At 68.8% G+C, this 24,216-nt stretch carries 25 protein-coding genes and 1 pseudogene; 20 read left to right on the top strand and 6 right to left on the bottom strand.

Going from position 1 to position 24,216, the window contains the following annotated elements; all coding sequences use genetic code 11:
- Window positions 1-391: 391 nt before the first annotated feature.
- From murJ to EIK80_RS12585, 4 genes are all read left to right on the top strand, one after another.
- Complete coding sequence (gene murJ / locus EIK80_RS12595; protein ID WP_125157317.1) at window positions 392-2,038, top strand: murein biosynthesis integral membrane protein MurJ; 1,647 nt, start codon at window positions 392-394, stop codon at window positions 2,036-2,038.
- 32 nt (window positions 2,039-2,070) lie between these two features.
- A complete protein-coding gene (locus EIK80_RS27025) occupies window positions 2,071-2,118 on the top strand; it encodes a hypothetical protein (protein ID WP_370450218.1) in 48 nt (15 codons plus the stop codon).
- An 80-nt stretch (window positions 2,119-2,198) separates the two neighbouring features.
- Window positions 2,199-3,233: a tryptophan--tRNA ligase gene (trpS, locus tag EIK80_RS12590; protein ID WP_125157316.1), complete on the top strand. Its 1,035-nt coding sequence runs from the start codon at window positions 2,199-2,201 to the stop codon at window positions 3,231-3,233.
- Between the two features lie 31 nt (window positions 3,234-3,264).
- Window positions 3,265-3,768 carry a universal stress protein gene (locus tag EIK80_RS12585; protein ID WP_125157315.1) on the top strand — a complete coding sequence of 168 codons (504 nt, stop codon included), beginning with the start codon at window positions 3,265-3,267 and terminating at the stop codon, window positions 3,766-3,768.
- Between the two features lie 40 nt (window positions 3,769-3,808).
- On the opposite strand, the gene EIK80_RS12580 is transcribed toward EIK80_RS12585, so the two are convergent.
- Together EIK80_RS12580 and EIK80_RS12575 are read right to left on the bottom strand one after the other, a co-directional pair.
- Complete coding sequence (locus EIK80_RS12580) at window positions 3,809-4,507, bottom strand: ribonuclease T2 (protein ID WP_125157314.1); 699 nt, start codon at window positions 4,505-4,507, stop codon at window positions 3,809-3,811.
- Between the two features lie 72 nt (window positions 4,508-4,579).
- Entirely contained in the window at window positions 4,580-5,212 is a 633-nt protein-coding gene (locus EIK80_RS12575) for a LysE family translocator (protein WP_125157313.1), read from the bottom strand.
- 215 nt (window positions 5,213-5,427) lie between these two features.
- Between EIK80_RS12575 and EIK80_RS12570 the strand changes: the two genes are divergently transcribed.
- From EIK80_RS12570 to EIK80_RS12555, 4 genes are all read left to right on the top strand, one after another.
- Window positions 5,428-7,770 carry a TonB-dependent siderophore receptor gene (locus EIK80_RS12570; RefSeq protein ID WP_125157312.1) on the top strand — a complete coding sequence of 781 codons (2,343 nt, stop codon included), beginning with the start codon at window positions 5,428-5,430 and terminating at the stop codon, window positions 7,768-7,770.
- Window positions 7,771-7,917: 147 nt separating this feature from the next.
- On the top strand, window positions 7,918-8,601 hold the full coding sequence (locus tag EIK80_RS12565) for a Fe2+-dependent dioxygenase (protein ID WP_125157311.1): 684 nt from the start codon (window positions 7,918-7,920) through the stop codon (window positions 8,599-8,601).
- 99 nt (window positions 8,602-8,700) lie between these two features.
- Window positions 8,701-11,409 (top strand): PAS domain S-box protein, encoded by a 2,709-nt coding sequence (locus EIK80_RS12560; protein ID WP_125157310.1) that lies wholly within the window; start codon window positions 8,701-8,703, stop codon window positions 11,407-11,409.
- A gap of 171 nt (window positions 11,410-11,580) precedes the next feature.
- The gene (locus EIK80_RS12555; RefSeq protein ID WP_125157309.1) at window positions 11,581-13,221 is read left to right on the top strand and encodes an MFS transporter; all 1,641 of its coding nucleotides are present in this window, start codon (window positions 11,581-11,583) and stop codon (window positions 13,219-13,221) included.
- A gap of 10 nt (window positions 13,222-13,231) precedes the next feature.
- Here EIK80_RS12555 and EIK80_RS12550 read toward each other — a convergent pair whose 3' ends face one another.
- Both EIK80_RS12550 and EIK80_RS12545 read right to left on the bottom strand, forming a co-directional pair.
- The gene (locus EIK80_RS12550; protein ID WP_125157308.1) at window positions 13,232-14,125 is read right to left on the bottom strand and encodes an NAD(P)-dependent oxidoreductase; all 894 of its coding nucleotides are present in this window, start codon (window positions 14,123-14,125) and stop codon (window positions 13,232-13,234) included.
- 14 nt (window positions 14,126-14,139) lie between these two features.
- Window positions 14,140-14,454 carry an MliC family protein gene (locus EIK80_RS12545; RefSeq protein WP_233586578.1) on the bottom strand — a complete coding sequence of 105 codons (315 nt, stop codon included), beginning with the start codon at window positions 14,452-14,454 and terminating at the stop codon, window positions 14,140-14,142.
- Between the two features lie 214 nt (window positions 14,455-14,668).
- On the opposite strand from EIK80_RS12545, the gene EIK80_RS12540 reads away from it, so the two are divergent.
- The 7 genes and pseudogenes from EIK80_RS12540 to EIK80_RS12520 all read left to right on the top strand — a co-directional run bounded on the left by EIK80_RS12540 (window position 14,669) and on the right by EIK80_RS12520 (window position 18,929).
- Window positions 14,669-15,199, top strand: coding sequence for a (2Fe-2S)-binding protein (locus EIK80_RS12540; RefSeq protein WP_125157307.1), 531 nt, complete (start codon window positions 14,669-14,671; stop codon window positions 15,197-15,199).
- Complete coding sequence (locus tag EIK80_RS12535; protein ID WP_125157306.1) at window positions 15,196-17,382, top strand: xanthine dehydrogenase family protein molybdopterin-binding subunit; 2,187 nt, start codon at window positions 15,196-15,198, stop codon at window positions 17,380-17,382. The genes EIK80_RS12540 and EIK80_RS12535 overlap by 4 nt, the downstream gene beginning before the upstream one ends.
- 61 nt (window positions 17,383-17,443) lie before the next feature.
- Window positions 17,444-17,620: pseudogene (locus tag EIK80_RS26405) on the top strand (LuxR C-terminal-related transcriptional regulator); the annotation flags it as partial.
- Between the two features lie 127 nt (window positions 17,621-17,747).
- Window positions 17,748-18,020 carry a hypothetical protein gene (locus EIK80_RS26115; RefSeq protein WP_158624676.1) on the top strand — a complete coding sequence of 91 codons (273 nt, stop codon included), beginning with the start codon at window positions 17,748-17,750 and terminating at the stop codon, window positions 18,018-18,020.
- Window positions 18,017-18,151 (top strand): hypothetical protein, encoded by a 135-nt coding sequence (locus EIK80_RS26890; RefSeq protein ID WP_255414587.1) that lies wholly within the window; start codon window positions 18,017-18,019, stop codon window positions 18,149-18,151. The genes EIK80_RS26115 and EIK80_RS26890 overlap by 4 nt, the downstream gene beginning before the upstream one ends.
- 147 nt (window positions 18,152-18,298) lie before the next feature.
- Window positions 18,299-18,727: a hypothetical protein gene (locus EIK80_RS12525; protein ID WP_125157304.1), complete on the top strand. Its 429-nt coding sequence runs from the start codon at window positions 18,299-18,301 to the stop codon at window positions 18,725-18,727.
- The gene (locus EIK80_RS12520) at window positions 18,705-18,929 is read left to right on the top strand and encodes a hypothetical protein (RefSeq protein WP_125157303.1); all 225 of its coding nucleotides are present in this window, start codon (window positions 18,705-18,707) and stop codon (window positions 18,927-18,929) included. Before EIK80_RS12525 ends, EIK80_RS12520 begins: the two co-directional genes overlap by 23 nt.
- Before the next feature lie 51 nt (window positions 18,930-18,980).
- On the opposite strand, the gene EIK80_RS12515 is transcribed toward EIK80_RS12520, so the two are convergent.
- Window positions 18,981-19,601, bottom strand: a complete 621-nt coding sequence (locus EIK80_RS12515; RefSeq protein WP_125157302.1) for an NTP transferase domain-containing protein — start codon at window positions 19,599-19,601, stop codon at window positions 18,981-18,983.
- A gap of 30 nt (window positions 19,602-19,631) precedes the next feature.
- On the opposite strand from EIK80_RS12515, the gene moaA reads away from it, so the two are divergent.
- Genes moaA through moaC form a run of 5 tightly spaced genes read left to right on the top strand, consistent with a single transcriptional unit; the run spans window position 19,632 to window position 22,391 of the window.
- Window positions 19,632-20,657 (top strand): GTP 3',8-cyclase MoaA, encoded by a 1,026-nt coding sequence (moaA, locus tag EIK80_RS12510; protein WP_125157301.1) that lies wholly within the window; start codon window positions 19,632-19,634, stop codon window positions 20,655-20,657.
- Between the two features lies 1 nt (window position 20,658).
- Window positions 20,659-20,898 carry a MoaD/ThiS family protein gene (locus tag EIK80_RS12505; RefSeq protein WP_125157300.1) on the top strand — a complete coding sequence of 80 codons (240 nt, stop codon included), beginning with the start codon at window positions 20,659-20,661 and terminating at the stop codon, window positions 20,896-20,898.
- A complete protein-coding gene (locus EIK80_RS12500; protein ID WP_125157299.1) occupies window positions 20,895-21,353 on the top strand; it encodes a molybdenum cofactor biosynthesis protein MoaE in 459 nt (152 codons plus the stop codon). The genes EIK80_RS12505 and EIK80_RS12500 overlap by 4 nt, the downstream gene beginning before the upstream one ends.
- Before the next feature lie 10 nt (window positions 21,354-21,363).
- The gene (moaB, locus tag EIK80_RS12495; protein WP_125157298.1) at window positions 21,364-21,915 is read left to right on the top strand and encodes a molybdenum cofactor biosynthesis protein B; all 552 of its coding nucleotides are present in this window, start codon (window positions 21,364-21,366) and stop codon (window positions 21,913-21,915) included.
- On the top strand, window positions 21,912-22,391 hold the full coding sequence (moaC, locus tag EIK80_RS12490) for a cyclic pyranopterin monophosphate synthase MoaC (RefSeq protein ID WP_125157297.1): 480 nt from the start codon (window positions 21,912-21,914) through the stop codon (window positions 22,389-22,391). Before moaB ends, moaC begins: the two co-directional genes overlap by 4 nt.
- Here the strand turns inward: moaC and EIK80_RS12485 are convergent.
- Window positions 22,388-24,187: a methyl-accepting chemotaxis protein gene (locus EIK80_RS12485; RefSeq protein ID WP_125157296.1), complete on the bottom strand. Its 1,800-nt coding sequence runs from the start codon at window positions 24,185-24,187 to the stop codon at window positions 22,388-22,390. The genes moaC and EIK80_RS12485 overlap by 4 nt on opposite strands.
- Window positions 24,188-24,216: the final 29 nt, after the last annotated feature.

The raw sequence follows: 24,216 nt of genomic DNA, 5'->3' as shown, positions 1-24,216 counted from the left end.
CCGATCGACTTGGTCCGCGCCCGTCCGGGGGTAAACGGGGACCCGAGCAGACAACGCTCACGCCTCCCGACCTCACGGGCAAGAACAGCCTGGCGGAGCGGTCAGCGAGCCGAAACACAACAAACCTCACGGTCTCCGGGTTCGCCCGGCCGCTCCGTCGCCTCCCCACCTGCCTTCAGCGGCCGCGCCGCGTGAAGCGGCGAAGCCGCGCCGGCTCAGCACAGGCCCCCACCTGACCTGCTCACGCAGGTCTGTCCGCCCCCAAGCGGGGCGCAGAAGAGAGCCGGGACCCCTTCTCTCCTCCCCCTGTTGGGGGAGGGGGACCGGCGAAGCCGGTGGAGGGGGCAGCGCCACCCTTGACGCCCTTCGTCCGAGACCCCAGAAGCCGCAGGTGACCGACACCATCCCCGCCGCTCCCGCCGAAGACATCCCGCCCGCGCCCCCCCCGGCGCCCAAGAAGGCTGGCCTGCTCAAGTCGTCGGCGATCTATTCCGGCCTGACCCTGGTCAGCCGGTTCATGGGCTTCGCGCGCGATCTGGCCGTCTCGTACCGCATGGGGGCCAGCGCCACCCCGGCGGCCGACGCCTATAACGCGGCCCTGGCGTTCCCGAACCTGTTCCGCCGGTTCTTCGCCGAGGGCGCCTTCGCGGCCGCCTTCGTGCCGGCCTACGCCAAGTCGCTGCAACGCGACGGCGAGGAGAAGGCCGACATCCTGGCCGCCGACGCCATGGCCACCCTGGCCGCCTCGACCATCCTCATCACCGTCGTCTGCCAGTTGGCCATGCCATGGCTGATGATGCTGATCAGCCCAGGCTTCGGCTGGGGCACCGAGAAGTACAAGCTGGCGGTGCTGCTGACCCAGATCACCATGCCCTACCTGCCCTGCATGGCGATCGTCGCGCACCTGTCGGGGGTGCTGAACGCCCGCGACCGCTTCATCCTGTCGGCCGGCGCGCCGATCCTGCTGAACCTCTGCACCCTGGCCTTCATCCTGCCCCAGAGCACCGCGATCGACGCGGCCCGCTGGGGCTCGATCGGCGTCGTGGTCGCCGGCGTCGCGCAAGCCGCCCTGCTGACCTGGGGCGTCAACAAATCCGGCGCCAAGGTCCATTGGCGACTGCCGCGCCTGACGCCGGAGGTGCGCGAGCTGATCGGCAAGGCCATCCCCGGCGCCCTGGCGGCCAGCGCCACCCAGGTCAACATCTTCATTTCCGGCAACCTGGCCAGCCACGTGCCGGGCGGCCGCACCTGGCTGGCGACGGCCGACCGACTCTACCAGCTGCCCCTTGGCCTGGTGGGCGTGGCCATCGGCGTGGCCCTGTTGCCGCGTCTGTCGCGCGCCGTGCATTCGGGCGACCGCGAGGACGCCCAGAGCGCCATGGACCAGGGGATCACCCTGGCCATGGCTCTGACCCTGCCGGCCGCGGCGGCCCTGATCGCCATGCCCGGCTTCCTGTCGGACGGCCTCTATACGCGTGGCCAGTTCACCGCCTTCGACGCCAGCCAGACGGCGGCGGCGCTGTTCTTCTACGGCCTGGGCACCCCGGCCTTCGTGCTGCAGCAGCTCTATTCGCGGGCCTTCTTCGCGCGCGGCGACACCAAGAGCCCGATGCGGTTCGCCCTGATCTCGGTGGCGGTGAACATCGCCTTCGGCGTGGTGCTGTTCCAACTGGTCGGGGTCAAGGGCATCGCGGCGGCCACCGCGATCGCTTCCTGGATCAATGTCGGCCAGATGGCCTGGGCGCTCTCGGCCAAGAAGCACTATGGCCCCTCGTCGCGGACCTGGTCGCGCCTGGCGCGGATCCTGGCCGCCAGCCTGGGCATGGGCCTGTTGCTGGCCGCCGCCTCGCACTATCGCGACCTGATCGAGGCGCCGCTGCGGGGCCTGGGCCTGACCGGCCATGCGATCGGCGCCAAGGAGTTCGCCCTGGCCCTGACCTGCCTGGCCGGCGTGACGGTCTATCCGCCGCTGCTGTTCCTGTTCGGCGGGGTGAAGCCGGCCGAGCTGAAGGCGGTGCTGCGGCGCGGCAAGGCTTGATCCATGCCCGCGAGGAGGCTAACCAGCGGGGCATGGCTCCGATCGGTCCCCTCGCGCCGCGATGGCGCGGCTCTTTCTGATCTCGATCCCCGCGCTTCGGCGCGAGCGCGCGACCGCGCCCTAGCCACATCCTTCGAATTCCGCAGCCAAGGCTGAAGCCATGACCGATCAAGCCCCCGTCGTCTATGCGGGCCCCGCCCGCGTGCTCTCGGGCGTCCAGCCCTCCGGCGCCCTGCACCTGGGCAACTATCTCGGCGCGCTGGTGAAGTTCGCCCGCCTGCAGCACGAGATCGACACCTTCATCTTCGTGGCCGACCTGCACGCCATCACCGTCTGGCAGGATCCGGCGGCCCTGGCCCAGCAGACCCGCGAGATCGCCGCGGCCTACATCGCCGCGGGCCTCGATCCGGACAAGGCGACGATCTTCCCCCAGTCGGCGGTGCGCGAGCACGCCGAGCTGGCCTGGATCTTCCAATGCGTCGCCCGCCTCGGCTGGCTGGACCGCATGACCCAGTTCAAGGAAAAGAGCGGCAAGCACAAGGAGCGCAGCTCGGTGGGCCTCTACACCTATCCGGTGCTGCAGGCGGCCGACATCCTGGTCTACAAGGCCACCCACGTGCCGGTCGGCGAGGACCAGAAGCAGCACCTGGAGCTGACCCGCGACATCGCCCAGAAGTTCAATCACGACTTTGGCGCGCCTGGCTATTTTCCGCTGCCTGATCCCCTGATCCAGGGCCCGGGCGCGCGGGTGATGAGCCTGCGCGACGGCGCGGCCAAGATGAGCAAATCCGACCCGTCGGACTATTCGCGTATCAACCTGACCGACGACGCCGACACCATCGCCGCCAAGATCAAGAAGGCCCGCACCGATCCTGAACCGTTGCCGGAGACCCTGGAGGAGCTGACCGCCCGCGCCGAGGCCGACAACCTGGTCGGTATCTTCGCGGCCCTGGCCGGTCGGACCAAAGCCGAGGTGCTCGCCGAGTACGCCGGCAAGGGCTTCGGGACGTTCAAGCCGGCCCTGGCCGAGCTGGCGGTCGAGAAGCTGGCCCCGGTCGGCGACAGAATGCGCGGCCTGCTGGGCGATCCGGCGGTGCTGGACGCCATCCTGGCCAAGGGCGCGGCCAGGGCCTCCGAGGCCGCCGCCCCGACCCTGGCCGAGGTCAAGAAGCTGGTCGGCTTCTGGGGGGCTTGAGGTTCGGATTGAAGCGGCGTCATCTCGCGCAATGACCGACGCCGCTTCATCCAACGCCTTGGGCAGCCGCCGCAAGTTCCTGGTCGTCGCCGACGACTCTCCGGAATTCGCGGCGGCGCTGAAATACGCCTGCCGCCGCGCCCGCTCGACCGGCGGTTACGTGGCGCTGCTGAAGGTGATCTCGCCCGCCGAGTTCGAGCACTGGAGCGGCGTGCGCGAAGAGATCGAACGCCAGGAGCGCGAGGAGGCCGAGGCCCTGCTGCAGAGCCTCGCCAGCCAGGTGGTCGCCGCCACGGGCCTGCCGCCCGAGTTCATCATCAAGCACGCCGACAGCGTTCGCGCGGCGTTGAAGCAGGTCATCGCCGCAGACCCGGCCATCAAGATCCTGATCCTGGCGACGTCCACCGCGGGGCGGGGCCCCGGCCCGCTGATCTCGGCCATCGCCAAGGAAGGCGTCGGCTTCGCGGGGCGGAAGCTGCCGGTCACCGTGGTGCCGGGCGACCTGACCGACGCGGAGATCGAGGCGCTGGCCTAGCGTCCTTGGCTTGGACGGCTCCCTCGAGACGGGGCAGGCTCTAGCCCCGCGGCGTCACCCGCACCGGCAAGGCGTCCGGCGCGCCATTGCCGCCGCGGCAGGCGGCGGGCTTGAACTTCAGGTCCAGGCAGACCCAGACCTCGGTCAGGCGGCCTTCCTTGACGCGGACATTCAGGCCCTCGCGGGTCATGCCCCGGTTGCGCCTGAGGAAGGCGTCGCGGATCTGGCCGGCGGTCATGGTCTCGCCGACGGGCGCCAGGTCGGGGACGTTCAGGCTCTTGCGGACCTTCTGGGCCTTCTTGAAATAGGCCTCGGGGCTGTCCCACCTGCAGGTCCCGTGCGCCTGCCACTCGTGCTGCAGCAGCCAGGGCGAAGGGGTCATGCACAGATTGGCCTTCACCGTCGCCGGGCTCATCGGCGGGCTGGGCTTGCAGTAGCGCGGGTGGACCTTGTCCGGCCCGTTCGGCCACAAGCCGTGCACGGTGAAGCCGAAGTGGTTGTTCTGGCACTGGATGACCTTGTCCGACTCCGGAATGCCGGCGCGGCAGGCCTCGGGCGACCAGAACAGCGCCAGCAGATAGGCGGCGATCGGCACGTTGGCGTGGATCTCGTCGGCCGGCGGAACCTCGGCCGGGGCGGGGGTCACGACGGGCGGGACCGCGCAGGCCTTCAGGCTGGAAGCCTGGGCGCCGGTCGCAAGCGTGAGGGCGGCGAAAGCGGTGGCGAGGGCGGTCTTCATCGTGAACTCCGGAACAGCGGCGCGGATAGGGACTCGCGCCGGCGCCGACGTCAAGAAACCCTTTGGCGACCGCTAGCGCCGCGCCTCGGTGGCCATCCGCACGGCCAGGCCGCCCAGCACCGTGGCCATAAGCCAGCGCTGGATGAGGGCGAAGCTGGGGCGTGTGGCCAGGAAGGCGGCGATGGTCCCGGCGGCCAGGCAGATGGTTCCGTTCACGGTCAGGCTGACGCCGATCTGGGTCAGGCCCAGCATCAGAGACTGGGTGAAGACCCCGCCGTGTTCGGGCTTGATGAACTGCGGCAGCAGCGACAGGTACAGCATCGCCGCCTTGGGGTTCAGGATGTTGGTGACGAAGCCCATGGTGATCAGCTTGGCCGGGCTGTCCTTGGGCAGTTGGCGGACCTGGAACGGCGAGGCGCCGCCTGGCCGGATCGCCTGCCAGGCCAGCCAGGCCAGATAAAGGGCCCCGCCGAACCGCAGGACGTCGTAGGCGATCGGGGCGGCCATCAGGAGGGCCGTGATGCCCAGCGCCGCGCAGACCAGATAGACCACGAAGCCCGCCGCCGTGCCGATCAGCGAAACGATCCCGGCCCAGCGCCCCTGGCAGATCGAACGGCTGACCAGATAGAGCATGTTCGGGCCGGGGGTCAGCGCCATTCCCAGGCAGACCAGTGTGAAGGCGATCCAGGTCTTGGCGTCGGGCATGGGCGCGCGCTCCGGCTATCGAGGGGCCGAGCTCTAGCATGATAAGCCCGCGCGCGCTGGCCGTCCCGGACACGCACCGGCCAAAGCGGCGCCATTTCGCACATTCGCCGCAATTGAGAACGATTATCATTGCGACTGCAACGCAGGATCGCTAAGAACGCCTCGCAATTTCAGGAGGGGCTCTGGTGACGAGCCCTCGGGGAATAGGGACGATCATGCGTAATATGAATTCCGTCGGCGTTGTCAGCCGGCCTCGTCGCGCCTTGGGCGCCGCCGCCGTCGCCGGCTTGGCAGGCCTGGGACTGGCTCATGCCGCCGGCGCCGGCGAAGCAGACGCCGCCGCCCCGATCGCGACCGCCCCGGCCGCCGCGGCTCCGACGAAGGACGACAACACCGAGGTCTCGACCGTCAAGATCGACGCCCGCCGCGTCGCCGACCCTTCGTCGAGCAAGTTCACCGCCCCACTGGTCGACACGCCGAAATCGGTGACGGTCATCACCTCGAAGATCATCGAGCAGACCGCCGCCACCTCGCTGACCGACATCCTGCGCACCTCGCCGGGCATCACCTTCGGGGCCGGCGAAGGCGGCCAGCCGCTGGCCGACCGTCCGTTCATTCGCGGCTCCAGCTCGGCCAACAACATCTTCGTCGACGGCGTCCGCGACAGCGGCGGGCAGACGCGCGAGATCTTCAATCTCGAACAGGTCGAGGTCGTGAAGGGTCCCGACAGCGCCTACAGCGGTCGCGGCTCGGGCGGCGGCAGCATCAACCTGTCGTCCAAGACCCCGAAGGCCGACAACTTCGCGCGCGGCTCGGTCGGCATGGGCACGGACGCCTATGTTCGCGCCACGGCCGATTTGAACTACGCGATCAACGACAGCGTCGCGGTGCGCCTTAACGTGCTGGGCACGCAGGGCAATACGCCGGGCCGCAAGGCCGTCGATTTCGACCGTTGGGGCGTGGCGCCCTCGCTGGCCATCGGCCTCAATGGCGACACCCAGATCACCATCGCCTACTACCACCTCGACACCAACCAGACGCCCGACTACGGCATCCCGCTGATCACCAAGACCACCGAGCCGCGCACGGCCTCGGGCATCCTGGCCGTCGATCGCCGCAGCTTCTACGGCATCAAGAGCCGCGACTTCCAGAAGACCCAATCGGATATCGCCACCTTCGCCATCGACCACAAGATCAATGACGACCTGAACGTCCGCCAGGTGGTCCGCTATTCCAAGAGCGTGAACGACTATCTGGTCACCAACCCCGGCGACGGCGGCGCGGCCCAGTTCGTCCAGGGCCAGTGGTGGATGAAACGCGGCACGAAGAGCCGCTGGAACCCGACCGAGACGGTCGCCGCGGTCACCGACCTGCACGGCAAGAAGATTTTCGCCGGCCTGGAGCACAGCTTCGACATCGGCGTGGAGCTGAGCCGCGAGGAAAACCGCAACGCCAGTTATCTGCCCTACGGCACGACGACCTCGGCCTGTCCGACCGGCTTCGTGATCTCCGCGACGACCTTGAACAGCGTCGGCGGCGGCGACTGCACGCTCGTCTACAAGCCCAACGCCGACGACGTCTGGGTTGGGACGCTGAACAAGGGGCCGTTCACGCGCAACCTGACCAAGACGGCGGCCATCTACGGCTTCGACACCATCAAGTTCGGCGAGAAGATCCTGCTGAACCTGGGCCTGCGCCACGACAGCTACGAGAGCCGCGGCGTCGACGCGTCCTCGACCAGCGCCAACGGCGTCGTCACCTCGGTGACCTACACCCCGCGCGGCGGCTCGTGGGACTTCACCAACTACCAGGCCGGCCTGGTCTACAAGCCGACCGCCAGTTCCAGCCTGTACATCTCGTACGGCACCTCCTCGACGCCTCCGGGCATTTCGGGCGGCGACCAGAACAGCAACACCTCGACCGGTTCGGGCAACCTGGCCACGGTCCAGCTGGAGCCGGAAGACAGCGAAAGCTTCGAACTGGGCGCCAAGGCCAATGTGTTCCACGACACGCTGGCCCTGTCTGCGGCCGCCTTCAAGACCACCCGCAAGAACGCCCAGATCCAGATCGACGCCAACACCTACGCCCAGGTCGGCGAGGTCGAGGTCAAGGGCTTCGAGCTCGGCGTCTCGGGCAATGTCACACCGAAGTGGCAGGTGTTCGGCGGTTACACCTATATGGACAGCGAGCTGGTCCGCGGCGCCTATACCAACGTCAACCAGGGCGATCCGCTGGCCAACACGCCCAAGCACAGCTTCTCGACCTTCACCACGTACAAGATCACCCGCCAGCTCGCTCTGGGCGGCGGCGCCTACTACGTGTCGCGGAGCTTTGGCGGCAACCAGGGCGGCGCGGGCGGCGGCGCCAATCGCATCTACGCCCCGTCGTACTGGCGCTACGACGCCTTCGCTTCGTGGAGCATCAACCCGAAGGTCGACCTGCAGCTGAACGTCCAGAACCTGACGGATGAACGCTACATCGCGCGCACCAACGGCGTGCACCACGCCGATCCGGCGCCGGGCCGTCAGGCGATCCTGACCGTCAACATGAAGTACTAGGCCTTTCCAAAGAGCTGCCGACGCGCGCTCGCGCAAAGCCCCGTCCGGCCTCCCCTGGCCGGGCGGGGCGATTTTGTTTCGGCCTGATCCGGATCAAACAAGACGCGGCGCAGCGTGATAGGAACGAGTCGCAACAAGGACATCCCCATGATGCTGCAGATTCCCGAGGTGCTGACCAAGGCCCAGGTCGCCGAATGCCGGGCGATCCTGGACGCGGGCCCGTGGGTGGACGGCAATCTGACCTCGGGCTTCCAGGCCGCGCGGGCCAAGACCAACGAGCAGCTGCCACAGGACTGCGATGCCGCCCTCCGGGTCGGCGAGGCGATCCTCCAGGCGCTGGAGGCCAATCCGCTGTTCGTCTCGGCCGCCCTGCCGCAGGTCATCCTGCCGCCGATGTTCAACCGCTATGGCGAGGGCATGGGCTTCAAGGACCATGTCGACAACGCCATCCGTCGTGACCCGGTCAGCGGCCGGCGCCTGCGCACCGACCTGTCGGCCACCCTCTTCCTGGAGGAGCCGGAGAACTACGACGGCGGCGAGTTGGTGGTGAACGACCTCTATGGCGATCACGTCGTCAAGCTCTCGGCCGGGGACATGATCCTCTATCCCAGCTCCAGCCTGCACCACGTCACCCCGGTGACACGCGGCCGGCGGACGGCCAGCTTCTTCTGGATCCAGAGCCTGGTCCGCGACGACGCCAAGCGCACGATGCTGTTGGAGATGGACGTCGCTATCCAGCGTCTGGCCCGCAAGGTCGAGGCGGACGACGAGGGCGTCCTGTCGCTGACCGGCGTCTATCACAACCTGCTGCGCCAATGGGCCGAGGTGTGAAAACCGGACGAAATAGCATGTTCGCGGAACGCGGGTCCTTTTTGAGAACCATAAGTTTACGGTTGCGTCCCACGATCCGCCCAACTTGGCGGAGACCTGATGTCCCAGGGGCGAGATAACGAAGGGGTCGTGGACGCGCCGTCGCCATTCGGCGAGGCCGAGGCCGCGCGCTGGCTGTTCGAGAACGCCAGCGATCTCTTCGCCGTGGTCTCGCCGGAGGGCCGCTTCGTCAGCGTCAACCGCGCCTGGACTACCTTGACGGGCTGGAGCGCCGAGGAGCTGATCGGCCAGCCCACCCTGAAGTTCGCCCACCCTGACAGTCAGGCCGAGCTAATCAGCAGCGGCGATCGCATGCGCGCGACGGGCGAGGCGATCAACGAACTGAAGATCCTCTGCAAGGACGGCCGCGCGATCTGGCTTCAGGGCCGTTCGCGCCTGGGCCCTAACGGCGAAATGATCGGGCTGATGCACGACATCTCGGCCGAGGTGGCGGCCCGGGCCGAGCTGGAGTCGGCGCGCCGCACGCGCCAGATCCTCGCCGAGGAGGCCGGCGTCGGCATCTGGAGCTATGAGCCCGTGGGCGATCGCATCGACTGGTCGCCCGACGCGCTGGCCTTGCTGGGCTTGTCGCCGGCCGACGTGGCCACGGCGGACCTGTTCCTGGCCCGCCTGCCCGACGACCAGCGCGAGACTGTGCGCGGGGCCTTCGGTCACGCCACGCGAACGGGCGAAGGCGGCGTGATCGAGTTTCGCCTGCGCGGCGATGACGGCCGCTGGCAGACCTTCCGCAGCACCTATCGCGCCGCCGAGCGGCGCGGCGCGCAGTTCGCTCTGAAGGGTATCACCCAGAACATCACCGACGTGGCCAGCAGCCGCGACAAGGCCATCTGGAACGAGCGCCAGGCCCGCCGTCTGGTCGAGGACGCTCCGTTCGCGGTCGCCGTCTATGACCTGGACATGCGCCTGCGCCTGGTCAGCCCGCGCTTCCTGGAGATCTTCCGGTCCACCGAGGCCCGGGTCATCGGCAAGACCCTGTCCGAACTGACCAATGGCGGACGCCGCCGCTTCGTGGCCGGGGTCGCCCGGGCCCTGTCCGGCGAGGTTGTCGCCCGCCGCGAGGACCGCCTGTTCGACGCCGAGGGCGTGGAGCGCGCCTTCCGGTGGGAGGCCCGGCCCTGGCTTGACGCGACCGGCGAGATCGTGGGCGTCATCACCTATATGGACGATATCACCGCCCTGACGGCGGCGCGGCGCGAGGCGCGGATCAACGCCCGCCGCTTGAAGCTCGCCCTGGGCGCGGCGCGGGCCGGCGTCTACGAGATCGACCACGAGGCCGAGAGCTTCTGGGGCTCGCCGGAGTTCCACCGCATCATGGGGCGCCGGGTCGTCTATGACGATGTTCGCGAGGCCATCTTGCCGATGGTCCATCCCGAGGACCGCGCCCACGTCTACAAGGCCGCGGCGGAATGGTGGCGCGACGGTCTTGGCGGAACCCAGGAATACGACGTCCGCGTACTGTCACCGGATGGCGAGACGCGCTGGGTGCGGATCTTCCACGACGTGCGCCGCGACGCTCGCGGCATCGCCCGCAAGGCGGTGGGTCTCGTCCTCGACATCGACGAGAAGAAGAAGGCCGAACTGGCCCTGGTGGCCGCCGAGCGCGCCGCCCAGGCCGCCAACGAGGCCAAGGCCCAGTTCCTGGCCAATATGAGCCACGAGATCCGCACGCCGATGAACGGGGTGCTGGGGGTGATGCACGTGCTCCGCCGCGAACTGCCGGCCGGCGACAGCGCCGATCTCCTGCGAGAGGCCTTGGCGGCGGGCCAAATGCTGTCGACCCTGCTGGACGACGTGATCGACATCTCGCGCATCGAGGCCGGGCGCCTCGATCTGAACCGGGAGCCGGTCGATCCGCGCGAGCTCGCGCGAGGCGTGGCCCGGCTGCTGGCCGGCCAGGCCTCGCACAAGGGCTTGCGACTGGAGCTCGATCTCGCAGACGATCTGGGCTGGGTCGAGACCGACCCGACCCGCGTCCGCCAGGCCCTGTTCAACCTGATCGGCAACGCCGTGAAGTTCACCCTGAAGGGCTCGGTGACCGTTCGGGCCCGCAAGGTCATGACCCCGGAGGGCCAGCGCCTCGTCTTCGACGTCATCGACACCGGCATCGGCGTGCCGTTGGAGGCTCAGGCCAGCCTGTTCGAACGTTTCCAGCAGGCCGACGCCAGCACCACCCGCCGTTTCGGCGGCTCGGGCCTCGGCCTGGCCATCACCCGAAAGCTGGCCCAGATGCTGGGGGGCGAGGTGTCGTTCCGCTCGACGCCGGGCGAGGGCTCGACCTTCACCCTGACCATCGCCGCTCCGCCGGCCGTCGCGCCCGCCGCAATCGAGGCGGCGGCCGACGACCTCTTGGCGGGCCTCAAGGTCCTGGTGGTTGAGGACAACCCGACCAACCAATTGGTCGCTTGCCGGATCCTCGAGCAGTTGGGCGCCCGCGTCAGCGTCGCCGACGATGGCGCGGCGGGCGTCGAGGCCGCGCGGATCGGCGCGTTCGACCTGATCCTGATGGACGTCCAGATGCCGGGCATGGACGGTCTGGAAGCCGCCCGACGCATCAGGGCCCTGCCAGGGGCCGCGGCGCGCGCGCCGATCATCGCCCTGACCGCCAATGTCATGGCCCACCAACGCGCCGCCTACCGCGCGGCCGGCATGGACGGGGTCGCCGCCAAGCCCATCGCTCCGGCGGCCCTGGTCGCCGAGATCCTCCGCCTGTCCCAGGCGGGCGACGACAGCCGGGGCGCTGTCGCCTAGAGCGTGGCAGCCGAAGTGTGAGCGGTTTCGGCGCCTGCCACGCTCTAAGTGTTTGAGATAGAGCCTGTTGAACGGACAGGCTCCAGCCTCCGTTTCCGAAGCTCTTTCCCCGCCCCCTTTTCCCTGGGCCCTGAACCACGCTAAGCAGGGTAAAAATGCGGGGGAATACAGATGGCCGAAGCCGATCGGGAACGCGCCTCGATGCGCACTGTGGTGGCGGCCTCGTCGGCCGGCACGGCCTTCGAATGGTACGACTTCTTCATCTTCGGCAGCCTGACCCAGGTCATTTCCAAGACCTTCTTCGCGGGGCTCAACGACACCGCCGGCTATATCGCGGCGCTCGCCCTGTTCGGGGTCGGCTTCGCCTTCCGGCCGCTCGGCGCTCTGGTGTTCGGCAAGATCGGCGACCAGGCGGGCCGCAAAGGCGCATTCCTGGCCACGGTGCTGCTGATGGGCGGCGCGACCTTCGCCATCGCCTTCCTGCCGACCTATCAGCAGGCCGGGATCATTTCGCCGATCCTGCTGATCCTCATGCGCTGCGTGCAGGGCTTCGCCTTGGGCGGCGAGTATGGCGGGGCGGCGATCTACGTCGCCGAGCACTCGCCGGTGAACAAGCGCGGCTGGTCGACATCGTGGGTGCAGACCTCCGCCGCCTTCGGTCTGTTCGGGGCCCTGCTGGTGATCATGGGCGCGCGCGCCGCCGTCGGCGTGGAAGCCTTCGACGCCTGGGGCTGGCGCATCCCCTTCGCCGTCTCGATCGGCCTCTTGGGCGTGTCGGTGTGGATGCGGATGAAGCTGACCGAGAGCCCCGCCTTCGTCGCCATGAAGGAAGAGGGCCAGGCTTCCAAGGCGCCCTATGCCGAGGCGTTCGGCCAGTGGAAGAACCTTAAACTTGTCATCCTGGCCTTCCTGTCGATGATGTGCGCGCAGGGAGCGGTCTGGTACACCAGCTTCTTCTACGTCCAGACGTTCATGGAGAAGTTCCTGAAGGTCGACGCCGCGACGATCAACGGCGTGATGATGACCGCCACGGCGATCAGCGCGGTGTTCTATGTCGTCTTCGGCTGGCTGTCGGACCGGATCGGCCGCAAGCCGGTGATGCTGGGCGGCATGACCCTGGCGCTGCTGTTCTATTTCCCCGGCTTCCACCTGCTGGAAAAGGCCGCCAACCCGGCCCTGGCCGAGGCGTCGGCGAAGTCGCCCGTCGTGGTCGTGGCCGATCCCAAGGACTGCTCGTTGCAGTTCGATCCGGTGGGCAAGACCGCCTTTGTAACCTCATGCGACATCATCAAGAGCGCCCTGGCCAACGCCGGCGTCTCCTACGCCAACCAGAAGGCCCCGGCCGGCTCCGTGGCCGTAATGAAGATCGGCGGGGCCGAAATCGTCTCCCAAAGCGCCAAGGGCTTGTCCAAGGCCGAGGTGAAAGCGGTGAAGACCGGCGTCGAAACCCGGATCAAGGCCGCCCTGGCCGCGGCCGGCTATCCGGCCAAGGCCGACCCCGCGCGGATGAACAAGCCGCTGATGCTAGGCGTGCTGTTCGTGTTCGTGATCGGGGCCACGGCCCTGTTCGGCCCGCTGGCGGCCTGCCTGGTCGAGTTGTTTCCAACGCGGGTGCGCTACACGGCCCTGTCGCTGCCCTATCACATCGGCACGGGCTGGGTCGGCGGCTTCGTGCCGTTCTTCGCCTTCGCCATCGTCACGGCGGTGGGCAATATCTATGCGGGCCTCTGGTACCCGATCGCCTTCACCCTGATCAGCGTGCTGACCACGGCCTTCCTGCTGCCGGAGACCAAAGGGCGATCGCTCGACTAGGCTGAGGCGCTTACTCCGAAGCGGACGGCAGCACCTCGACCGCGACGCCGGCCTGGGTCAGGGCGTGGACCAGGGCCGGGTCGATGGCGTGAGTGATCAGCCGGACGATCTGACGGCCTTCGCGCGCCAGCTGCACCAGGTGATCGGCGCCGGCCTGCGACGGGTCCAGCCGCTCGACGTCGCGGCGGGCCATCCTGACGACCTCCGGTTCGGCGTCGCCGTCCAGCACGAGCACGTCGGCCGCGCCCAGGGCCCGGCTGGCGCGCAAGGTCAGCAGGTCGGCCGGGCCCTTGCCGGCGATGAAGCGCACAACGCCCTTGCGGGCCGAGCCCTTGGCCAGGGCCTCGCGGAACAGCTGGCCGGCCTTTTCCATGTCGCCGTCGCGGGCGGCCTGGGCCGCCTCGCCCAGCACCGCGTCGCGCAGGAAGGCCCGGCGCTCGTGCAGGGCCGGCAGCGCCCCGCGCACCTCGCTCTGGAACTTCCGCAGCAGGGCGGCGACACGGCCCATGCCCTCGGGGACCTGGGCCTCGATGTCATTGCGCAGCATGGTCGCCAGCACCGGAGCCGAACCGCCGGTGCCGACCGCGGCCACCACCTCGCCGCGGTCGATCACGGCGGGGGTGTTGAAGTCGCAGAGTTCGGGCCGGTCGACGACATTGACCAGAACCCGCGCCGCCCGCGCCGCGCCGGCGGCGGCCTGGACGAACACCTCGTCCTGGCTGGCGACGAAGGCCAGGATCGCGCCGGTATAGGCGCCGGGCAGATAGGCCTCGTGGCCGTCCAGCCGGATCACCGTGGCGGGCGAGCCGTCGAACAGGCGGGCCTTGGCGTCGGCGGCGTCGCCCGAACCGGCGATCACCACCTTACGGCCGTTCAGGGGGAAATAGGCGGGGAAGGAATCCAACGCGAACCTCGGAACTATTGCGAGCGGCAATCGGCGTACGGACCGCCGGGAAAGCCTTTGAGTATGGCGTTCGAGCCCTTGCTCCACAGCTCCGCGTCGCCGGCCGCGTAGCGCGCGCCGGACGCCGAGCGGGCCAGCTTCAGGGTCCTGGTCGCGCCGCCAGCGGTGACCACTACCGTCTTGCCCTGCAGAGCGTAGGCGCTGGTGAACCGCTTGCCGGCCTTGCAGCTGTAACGGATCGGCGCGTCCGTGGAGTCCATCGGAGCCACGGTGGCGCAGCCGGCCAGGGTGACGGCCAGGACGGCGAAGAAAACGAGGACGCGGCGCAAGACGGAGATCTCCACACGGTGCGGATCAAAGCATAGCGGGTTTCGAAGACGGCGCCCGCCCGCCTTCGTACCTGCGGAAGCGTTTTTACAATGTCGTGCGTTCTCCGCCCGAACCGCCGTCCGAAACCTCGTGGCGAAATCCTCTGGCCAAGCCCGGAGTGAACGGTGTTAGGTTTCGATATCGGCGAGACCTTATCGTTGGAGACGAAGACGCATGGCCGTGACGCTCGATATCAATGGCAAGCCGACCGCGGTCCAGGCGGCGCCGGAGACCCCGCTGCTGTGGGTCCTGCGCGATGAACTGGGCATGACCGGCACCAAGTTCGGCTGCGGCATGGCCCAGTGCGGGGCTTGCACGGTGCATCTGGACGGTCAGCCGATCCGCTCGTGCGTGACGCCGATCGAGGCGGTCGGATCGGCCAAGATCACCACCATCGAAGGTCTCGGGGGGCAGCATCCGGTGCAACAGGCCTGGGTGCGCCATGACGTGCCGCAGTGCGGCTACTGCCAGTCCGGCCAGATCATGTCGGCCTGCGCCCTCTTGGCCCAGAAGCCCAAGCCCTCCGACGAGGACATCGACAACGCCATGGCCGGGAACATCTGCCGCTGCGGCGCCTATCAACGCATCCGCGCGGCGATCAAGGACGCGGCCGACTTCGGCCCGCCGCAAGGCGACAAGCACGCCGACATCGACGAGGCCATCGTCGCCGCCTCGGGCGCGACCAATCGCGGAGCCGGCCGATGAACGCGCCCGTCAATCCCAAGGACCTCGCCCAGGCTCAGCCCAGCCGCCGCGACGTGGTCGTGGCTTCGGCCCTCGTCGGGGGAACGCTGCTGGTCGGCTGTTCGCCGGCCGACATCATGAGCGCGGGCTCCAAAGTCGAGGTCGGGGCCTTCGGGCCGTTCATCAAGATCGCGCCGGACGGCGCGGTGACGGTGATCTCCAAGCACATCGAGTTTGGCCAGGGCAATCACGCCGGCCTCGCGGCCATCGTCGCCGAGGAGCTGGACGCCGACTGGAGCAAGGTCCAGGTCGAGCAGGCCCCGGCCAACGCCAAGCTGTACGCCAACGGCACCCTGGGCGCGCAGCTGACCGGCGGCTCGTCGGCGATCTCCAACTCCTGGGACCAGCTGCGCAAGGCCGGCGCGGGCGCGCGCGCCATGTTCGTCCAGGCCGCCGCCAACAGGTGGAACGTCGCGGTCGGCGAGATCACGGTCAAGGACAGCGTCCTCACCCACACCTCCGGCAAGACCGCCGGCTTCGGCGAGCTGCTGGCCGACGCCGCCAAGGTTCCGCCCCCGGCCGACGTCAGGCTGAAGGATCCCAAGACCTTCACCCTGATCGGCACCGACCGGGTGCGCCGCAAGGACGCCCAGATCAAGAGCGACGGCACGGCCCGATATACCCAGGACGTCCGCCTGCCCGACATGTTGACGGCGGTGGTCGCCCACGGCCCGCGCTTCGGCGCCAAGGTGAAGAGCCTCGACGCTACGGAGGCCAAGAAGGTCCCTGGCGTGGTCGACGTCTTCGAAATCCCGACCGGCGTGGCGGTGGTGGCCCAGACCACCTACGCCGCCCGCATGGGCCGCGAGGCGCTGAAGCTCGAGTGGGACGAGGACAAGGCCGAGAAGCGCGGCTCGGCCGCCATCGCCCAGCTCTTTAAGGACGTCGCGGCCGGCAAGAACACCGAGACCAAATGGGACGCCTTCGACCAGCGCGGCGACGCCACGGCGCTCGCGTCCGCCAAGGGGGACAGGGTGTTCGAGACCACCTATGAGTTTCCCTACCTGGCCCATGCCACCATGGAGCCGATGAACTGCGTCGCGGCTGTGGACGGAAGCAAGGTCAAGCTGACCTTCGGCTCGCAGGGCCAGACCCTGGACCAGCTGGCCGCCGCCAAGATCGTCGGCTGCCTGCCGGGCTCGGTCGAGATCGAGACCCTGTTCGCCGGCGGTTCGTTCGGCCGCCGCGCCAACTTCCAGTCCGACTACGTGGCCGAATGCGTCCACATCGCCAAGAAGATCGGCAAGGGTCGGCCGGTGAAGCTGGTCTGGACCCGCGAGGATGATATGCGGGCCGGCTATTTCCGGCCGCTGACCATCCACGCCGTCAAGGTCCAGCTGGACAAGGACGGCTATCCGGCCGCCTGGCGTCATCGGATCGTCAGCCAGTCGATCATGAAGGGCTCGCCCATGGGCGGCAAAGGTCCTGACCAGACCGCGATCGAGGGCACGGCCGGCTCGCCCTATCTGAAGGCCACGCCGATCGTCGACGCCCAGGTGGCCCTGCCCGATGTCGGCGTGCCGGTGCTGTGGTGGCGTTCCGTCGGCGCGACCCACACCGCCTTCGCCATGGAGCACACCATCGATCAGTTGGCCGCCAAGGCCGGCAAGGACCCGATCGAATATCGCCGGGCGCTCTACACCAAGGCCGGCGCCGATCGGCATCTGGCCGCGCTGAACCTGGCCGTCGAGAAGGCTTCGGCGCCCACGGTCGGCTGGACGCGCGGTGTGGCGGTGCACGAGAGCTTTGGCTCGGTCGTCGCTCAGGTCGCGGAGGTCAAGCTGGAGGACGGGGTTCCGCGCGTCGGCCGGGTGGTCACCGCCATCGACTGCGGCGTCGCCGTCTCGCCCGACCAGATCGCGGCTCAGATGGAGGGCGGGACCTGCTACGGCCTCTCGGCGGCGCTGTTCGGGGAGGTGACCCTGACCGACGGCCAGGTCGACCAGAGCAATTTCGACCGCTACCGCGTGCTGCGTATCAACGAGGCGCCGATGGTCGAGACCAACATCGTGCCGTCCGGCAATCCTCCCAGCGGGGTTGGCGAGCCCGGCACGCCGGTGATTGGTCCGGCGGTGGCCAACGCCCTGTTCTCCCTGAACAAGACGGCGACCACGCGGCTGCCTTTCGTGCGCTCGGAAGCCTGACGCCTGAAAGTTCCCGTTCCGCTCGCTAGACGGGAACAATTTCACCGATCATCCTGGGCGCATGGTTCAGGGCGTCAGTAACGCGTTCGAAAAGCTTACCCCGCGTGAGCGGGAGATCCTGCGACTGATCGCGGCGCATCTCCAGTCCAAGGAGATCGCCCGCGCCCTGGGTTTGTCGCCCAAGACCGTCGAGATGCACGTGCTCAGCGCCCGTCGGCGCCTGTCGGGCCTGAGCCGTCGCGACGCCGCCCTGGCCTTCGTGGCGTGGGAGGGCGGCGACCCCGGTAATGGCTACCGTAAGCAGCCAGGCGCCGTGGCGGCGCTTCCGAACTTGCCCCCTCCTGAGCGGGAGATTGGAAGCGACGATGCACGAGCAGGACTTTCAAACCCCACGGCGCTCGGCGAACTCGACCGGCTTCGCGGCCAGTTGGGCCTCGCTGGAGGACTGCCTGACCTTGCTGGCGGTCACGCCGGAGCGAGGCGCCCTGGTGCCGGAGACGGTGTCGGCGCTGCGCAAGGCCCAGGCGACTGGCGAGCCATCTTCGCGGACCTTGTTGAGGGTCCTGGCGGCGACGGCGTTCCTGACGGACGACCGGCCGCTCGGGGGGGCAATGGGCGGGATTGGCGCCATGAGTTGACCAACGTCCAGTGGCTCGGCCTGATCCTCGTGGTGACGGCCGTGACCGCGGTGCTGCTGGCGGTGACCACCATCGGGCTGCACCAGTTCATCAAGGCGGTCGAACGGATCATGGCGCCGCACTACAGCTAGGCCCAGCCCCGCTCGTCTCTCCGAAATCCCAGCGTCCCCAACGCCCGGCCGGCGCCGCGCGACAGGATTTCCTTTGCATGAAACGGTCTAGCGCCAGATCATCGGCACTCCGCGACCACGGGGCGTGGTGCTCTTCGGGATCAGCGTTTGTTCGAATATCTCGCGTCAGTCACCTACGTCTTCATGTGGGCGATCTGCGGCATGGCCTTCTGGCTGGGCGACCGGCCGCTCAAGGCGACGGCCGTGGTCAGCATCTTCTTCTGGAGCATCACGCCGCTGGTCAGCCACTGGTGGCAGGGCTGGAACATGCCCGTGATCGTCGTCGACCTGAACGCTACGCTTGCCCTAGCCTGGATCTCGCTACGGTGGCGGCGATTGTGGAGCACCGTGATGGTCGCTCTGAGCTTCCTGCAGGTGTTGACGCCGTTTGTCGCCTACCCGGCGCATTTCCACCGGTTCTACTGGCAGAGCGCTTACAATGTGCTGGGCTACCTGCTCCTCGCTGTCATGGTCGTCGCCACCGTTCTGACGGTGCGCGCGCGGGGACGGGTCGATGAGGGAGCAGTTCGATCCTGATCTCGACTCGGTCGCCGACGCTGAGAACGCCGCCGAGTTCAAGCGCGCGCTGGTGGGCGTCAGCGCCGATCATCGAAGGGTGCTGCAGGTGCTGCTGCCCAGGCTGGCGGCCCTCCAGGAGCGCGGCGACTCCGCCGCCGCTCTGCGGCTGATCGCCGAGATCAAACACATCGTCGTCAGCGAGGAACGGTCGCCGCATTGAAACCGGACGGGCGAAGGTCGCCGCCCCGGGCCTCGGGGGGAGAGCCCGGCCTCAACGACCTTCGATGGCGCGGGCAAGATCCTCGGGTCGATCCACGTCGAGGTGGATCCCCGGATCATGCACGGGAATCCGCGCCAACCGGGCGCCCGCGTTCTCCAGGAGGGCGCGGGCGCCTTCGTCTCCGGATAGCGTCCGCAGGGCCGGCAGCCAGGTCGCGCCGAACAGCACCGGATGGCCGCGACGGCCCAGATGCAGCGGCGCGACAATGTCGTGCGGACTCTTCAGGGCCCGGGCCAGCAGCGTCGGCGTGGCCGGATCGATGGCCGGCATGTCGCCCAAGAACACGAAGACTGCCGTCGTGTCATCGGGGAGGGCCGCCGCCGCCGTCCGCAACGAGGCGCCCATGCCCTCGTCCGCGCTCTCCACCGGGACCACCACCAGCCGCTCCGAAGCCTTGAGCCGCCGGGCCGTCGTCTCGACCGCCGCGCGCACGGCCGGATCGGCGACGGCGACGAACACCCGCCGCACGGGCGACAGCAAGGCGGTGCGCAGAGCGTGGGCCACCAGAGGCGCGTCGTCCAGCAGGGCCAGCAATTTGCCGCCGCCAAAGCGTACGCCGCGGCCGGCAGCCAGCACGACGGCCTCCAATCCGTTCGTATCGCTTTGCGTCATGAACTCCAGCGCCTATTCTCACCGATAGACATGACGCCCTATGACGACAGTCCCGCGCAAGCGGTTCACACGGCTCCCCTGATCGATGGGTTTGGCCGCGCCGTCACCTATCTGCGCGTCTCGGTCACCGATCGCTGCGATCTGCGCTGCCTCTACTGCATGTCCGAGCACATGACCTTCCTGCCGAAGGCGCAGGTGCTGACCCTGGAAGAGCTGGACCGTCTGGCCTCGACCTTCGTGGCCTTGGGCGTGCGCAAGCTGCGCCTGACCGGCGGCGAGCCGCTGGTGCGCAGGGGCTTCATGGATCTGGTCGCCGGCCTTTCGCGCCACCTGCGCTCTGGAGCGCTGGACGAGCTGACGCTGACCACCAATGGCACCCAGCTGGAGCGCTACGCCGACGACCTGGCTCGCCATGGCGTGCGGCGGATCAACGTTTCACTCGACACGCTCAAGCCCGATCTCTTCCGGAAGCTGACGCGTGGCGGCGATCTGGAGCGCGTCATCGCCGGTGTCGACGCGGCCCTGGCGGCCGGGATCGCGGTGAAGATCAACGCCGTGGCTCTGAAGGCCGACAACGCCGCCGAGCTGCCCAGCCTGATCCAGTGGGCCCATGCGCGCGGCTGCGACATCACCCTGATCGAGACCATGCCGATGGGCGAGGTCGATCAGGACCGCACCGACCAGTATCTGTCGCTGCAGGACGTCCGCCGCGACCTGTCGTCGTTCTGGGCGCTGGAGGACAGTCACCACGCCACGGGCGGCCCCGCGCGCTATGTGCGGGTCGCCGAGACCGGCGGACGGTTGGGCCTGATCACCCCGCTCAGCAACCATTTCTGCGACACCTGCAACCGGGTGCGCCTGACCTGCACCGGCACCCTGCATACATGCCTGGGCCGCGACGACGCCAGCGACCTGCGGGCCGTGATCCGGGGCGGCGCCACGGATGCGGACCTGCGCGCGGCGGTTTTCGCGGCGATCGGGTCCAAGCCGAAGGGCCACGATTTCCAGATCGCACGTCCCGCGGTGGCGCGTCACATGTCCACGACGGGCGGCTAAGATGGCGCGGGTGCTGCTGTTCGGACGCCTGGCCGACCAGGCCGGCTGGCGCGATCGCGTGGTCGAGGCCGGCGATCTGGCGAGCTTGCGCGCGACGCTTTCGGCCGCTGACCCGGAGCTGGGCGAGGCCCTCTCCGGTCCCGGCGTGCAGGTCGCTGTCGACAAGGCCATCGTGCGTGGTGAGCGCGTGCTGACCGCCGCGACCGAGGTGGCCTTCCTGCCCCCCATGAGCGGCGGATGATCGCCACGCCCACGATCACTTTGACCGACCAGCCGTTCGAGCCCGGCTTGCTCGTCACCGCCTTCTGCACCGATCGCCAGGAGACCGGCGCGATCGCCACCTTCGTCGGCCTGGCCCGCGCCGAGCGGGGCGCGGCGGCCGCGTTGGAGCTGGAGGCCTATCCCGGCTTCACCGACGCGGCGATCGGTGAGATCGCCCAGGCGGCGATTGACCGGTTCAATCTGCACGACGTCCACATCGTCCACCGCACCGGCCGTATCGCGCCGGGCGAGGCCATCGTCTTCGTCGCCACCGCCGCCGGCCATCGCCGCGCGGCCTTCGAGGCCTGCGACTTCTTGATGGACTATCTGAAGAGCCGCGCGCCCTTCTGGAAGAAGGAACATGGCCCGGACGGCGTGCGCTGGATCGAGCCGACGGACCGCGATAGGACCGACGCCGAACGTTGGGACCGATAGGAGAGACGGAATGACCGAAGCGCTGAAGCCGGGCGGCGGGATCAAGCCGGACCTTCCGTTCAAGCCGGTTCGCGTGGCCGTGCTGACCATCTCCGACACCCGCGACGAGGAGAGCGACACCTCGGGCCAGATCCTGGTGGACCGGGTCAAGGCCGCTGGCCACGAACTGGGCGGTCGGGCGGTGGTCCGCGACGACGTCGAGCAGATCCGTCGCCAGGTCCGCGACTGGATAGACGCCAAGGCCGTCGACGCCATCGTCACCACCGGCGGCACCGGCCTGACCGGCCGGGACGTCACCCCCCAGGCCCTGGAGCCGTTGTTCGACAAGAAGATCGACGGCTTCTCGGTGATCTTCCACCTGGTCAGCTACGCATCGGTGGGTCTGTCGACCTTGCAGTCGCGGGCCACGGCCGGGTTGATCGACGGCGTCTTCGTCTTCTGTCTGCCGGGCAGCAACGGAGCGGTGCGCGATGGCTGGGACAAGGTCATCTCCGCGCAATTGGACAGCCGTCACAAGCCCTGCAACATGGTCGAGCTGATGCCGAGGCTTCTCGAGCAGTGAGCAAGCTCACCCACATCGACGAGCAGGGCCGAGCCCGCATGGTCGACGTCTCCGACAAGCCGGCGACGGCGCGCGAGGCGGTGGCGAGCGGTTTCGTGCGGATGCGCGCCGAGACCCTGGCCCTGGCGGTGTCGGGCTCGGGCCGCAAGGGCGACGTCCGCGCGGTGGCCGAGCTGGCCGGCGTGATGGCCGCGAAGAAGACCTCGGACCTGATACCGCTGTGCCATCCGCTGGCGCTGTCGAAGGTGGTGGTCGAGGTCGAACCGGCCGAAGGCGGGCTGTCGGTGACGGCGCGGGTCAAGACCACGGGACCGACGGGCGTCGAGATGGAAGCCCTGACGGCGGCGTCGGTGGCCTGCCTGACGATCTACGACATGCTGAAGGCCGCCGAGAAGGGCATGGTCATCGAGGCCGTGCGACTGCTTGAAAAGACCGGCGGCAAGTCGGGAGACTGGGCGGCGGACTCGCCGGCCTAAGCCGCCCGACGCCGCGCCGTCTCATCCGCGATCCGGAGTTCGCCCATCCGCTGCGTCAGGCGCGTGGCTTCCTGCGACAGCGCGTGGCTAGCCGCCGTCGTCTCTTCCACCATGGCCGCGTTCTGCTGGGTCACCTGATCCATCTGGTTCACGGCCCCGTTGACCTCCGCCAGGCCCCGGGCCTGTTCCTGAGCCGAGGCGGCGATGGCGCGAACCAGGCCGTCGATCTGCTCGACCTCGGCCGCGATGGCGCGCAGGGCCTCGCCGGCCTTGCCGACGAAGTCGACGCCCTGATCGACCTCGGCGGCGCTGGCGGCGATCAGGCTCTTGATCTCCTTGGCGGCGTCGGCCGAGCGTTGAGCCAGGGCCCGCACTTCTTGGGCGACGACCGCGAAGCCGCGACCGGCTTCGCCCGCGCGCGCGGCCTCGACGCCGGCGTTCAGGGCCAGAAGGTTGGTCTGGAAGGCGATCTCGTCGATCACCCCGATGATCTGGCCGATCTGGCTGGAGGACTTCTCGATCGCGCCCATGGCTCCGACGGCCTGGTCGACGATGTCGCCGCTGGCCCCGGCCGCCTCCCGGGCGCGCTGGACTACGGCGCGGGCGCGGTCGGCGCCCTCGGCGGTCTGGCGCACGGTGGAGGTGATCTCGTCGAGGGCGGCGGCCGTTTCTTCCAGGCTGGCGGCCTGCTGCTCGGTCCGGCGGGACAGGTCGTCGGCCGCGTCGGTGATCTCCCGCGCGCCGCCGTGGATCATGCCGGTGGCTTCCAGGGCCGCCGCGATCACGCCCGACAGCTTCTCGACGGCGATGTTGAAATCGACCCGTAACCGCTCGTAGCCGGCCGGAAACGGACGCTCCAGCCGCTGGGTCAGGTCGCCCTCCGACATCGACCTCAACGCGCTGGCCAGGCTCTCGACCACGGCCTTCTGGGTGGCTTCGGCCTCGTCGCGGCGCGCTTCGGCTTCGGCGCGCTCGATTTCCAGAGCGTCGCGGACGTCGGCGGCTTCCAGCTCCTTGCGGCGGGCCTCGACGGTTTCGTGGAAGGTCTGAAGGGCCTCGGCCATCTGGCCGATCTCGTCCCGGCCGCGCATTTCGGGCAGCTTCACCGAAAGGTCGCCGGCCGCCAGACGGCGCAGGGCGCGGGTAATCTCGACCAGAGGCGCGACCAGACCTTTCTTGGCGGCGATCATCAGGATGGCGGCGAAGGCGGCGGCGATCAGCAGCAGCGCGCCCATCACCAGCTGGCCCAGCAGGCTCATCGTCTTGGCGGCCTTGGCGTCGCGGGTGGCGGCGGCCTCGATCTTGGTCGAGGCCTCTTCCATCTTGGTCTCGAGGGCGGAGAACTGCCTGGAGAAGCCGGGTAGTCCGGCGCGCGCGCCGGCCGCGTCGGCGCCGGCCTGGCCGACGATCGCGTCGGCCGAGGCGATGTAGGTCGTCAAGGGGGTCTCGACATCCGCGAGGGCGGCCTTGACCGCCGGATCGCGGGCCAGCTGGGCGCTCATGGCGATGTCGGTCTTGAACGCCTGGATGTGCTCGGTGAGATCCGCGCGGACGGCCTTCAGGTCGACGCCCAGAGCCGGGTCGGAGGACATGATCCCGCCCATGACGTCCGCGCGCAGGGCGTCGTGCATCATGTCGGCATGCATGTGCAGCCGCAGGATCTTGGCGGAGGTCTCGGAGCGGGTGAGGGCCGAGTCGAGGCTTATCGCCACCCAGAAGCCCGTGCCGGCCGTGGCCGCGCACAGCAGCGCCGCGCCGGCGGCCGCTCCCATGACCTTCTGACCCAAGGACGCCATATCGATATCTCCCCACGACGATCGCGATT

Origin of the sequence: Caulobacter sp. 602-1, from assembly GCF_003931565.1 — a bacterium.
Classification (GTDB): domain Bacteria; phylum Pseudomonadota; class Alphaproteobacteria; order Caulobacterales; family Caulobacteraceae; genus Caulobacter.
This window is presented reverse-complemented; position numbering and strand designations above follow the sequence as displayed.

What these genes read in the sequence shown, in the direction of transcription:
- moaB (WP_125157298.1), top strand. Translation starts at nt 21,364, where the DNA reads ATGACCGAAGCGCTGAAGCCGGGCGGCGGGATCAAGCCGGACCTTCCG.
- EIK80_RS12540 (WP_125157307.1), top strand. Translation starts at nt 14,669, where the DNA reads ATGGCCGTGACGCTCGATATCAATGGCAAGCCGACCGCGGTCCAGGCG.
- trpS (WP_125157316.1), top strand. Translation starts at nt 2,199, where the DNA reads ATGACCGATCAAGCCCCCGTCGTCTATGCGGGCCCCGCCCGCGTGCTC.
- EIK80_RS12575 (WP_125157313.1), bottom strand. Translation starts at nt 5,212, where the DNA reads ATGCCCGACGCCAAGACCTGGATCGCCTTCACACTGGTCTGCCTGGGA.
- EIK80_RS12520 (WP_125157303.1), top strand. Translation starts at nt 18,705, where the DNA reads ATGAGGGAGCAGTTCGATCCTGATCTCGACTCGGTCGCCGACGCTGAG.
- EIK80_RS12535 (WP_125157306.1), top strand. Translation starts at nt 15,196, where the DNA reads ATGAACGCGCCCGTCAATCCCAAGGACCTCGCCCAGGCTCAGCCCAGC.
- EIK80_RS12505 (WP_125157300.1), top strand. Translation starts at nt 20,659, where the DNA reads ATGGCGCGGGTGCTGCTGTTCGGACGCCTGGCCGACCAGGCCGGCTGG.
- EIK80_RS12555 (WP_125157309.1), top strand. Translation starts at nt 11,581, where the DNA reads ATGGCCGAAGCCGATCGGGAACGCGCCTCGATGCGCACTGTGGTGGCG.
- moaA (WP_125157301.1), top strand. Translation starts at nt 19,632, where the DNA reads ATGACGCCCTATGACGACAGTCCCGCGCAAGCGGTTCACACGGCTCCC.
- EIK80_RS26115 (WP_158624676.1), top strand. Translation starts at nt 17,748, where the DNA reads ATGCACGAGCAGGACTTTCAAACCCCACGGCGCTCGGCGAACTCGACC.
- EIK80_RS12585 (WP_125157315.1), top strand. Translation starts at nt 3,265, where the DNA reads ATGACCGACGCCGCTTCATCCAACGCCTTGGGCAGCCGCCGCAAGTTC.
- EIK80_RS12485 (WP_125157296.1), bottom strand. Translation starts at nt 24,187, where the DNA reads ATGGCGTCCTTGGGTCAGAAGGTCATGGGAGCGGCCGCCGGCGCGGCG.
- EIK80_RS12500 (WP_125157299.1), top strand. Translation starts at nt 20,895, where the DNA reads ATGATCGCCACGCCCACGATCACTTTGACCGACCAGCCGTTCGAGCCC.
- EIK80_RS12565 (WP_125157311.1), top strand. Translation starts at nt 7,918, where the DNA reads ATGATGCTGCAGATTCCCGAGGTGCTGACCAAGGCCCAGGTCGCCGAA.
- EIK80_RS12515 (WP_125157302.1), bottom strand. Translation starts at nt 19,601, where the DNA reads ATGACGCAAAGCGATACGAACGGATTGGAGGCCGTCGTGCTGGCTGCC.
- EIK80_RS12580 (WP_125157314.1), bottom strand. Translation starts at nt 4,507, where the DNA reads ATGAAGACCGCCCTCGCCACCGCTTTCGCCGCCCTCACGCTTGCGACC.
- EIK80_RS12560 (WP_125157310.1), top strand. Translation starts at nt 8,701, where the DNA reads ATGTCCCAGGGGCGAGATAACGAAGGGGTCGTGGACGCGCCGTCGCCA.
- EIK80_RS12570 (WP_125157312.1), top strand. Translation starts at nt 5,428, where the DNA reads ATGCGTAATATGAATTCCGTCGGCGTTGTCAGCCGGCCTCGTCGCGCC.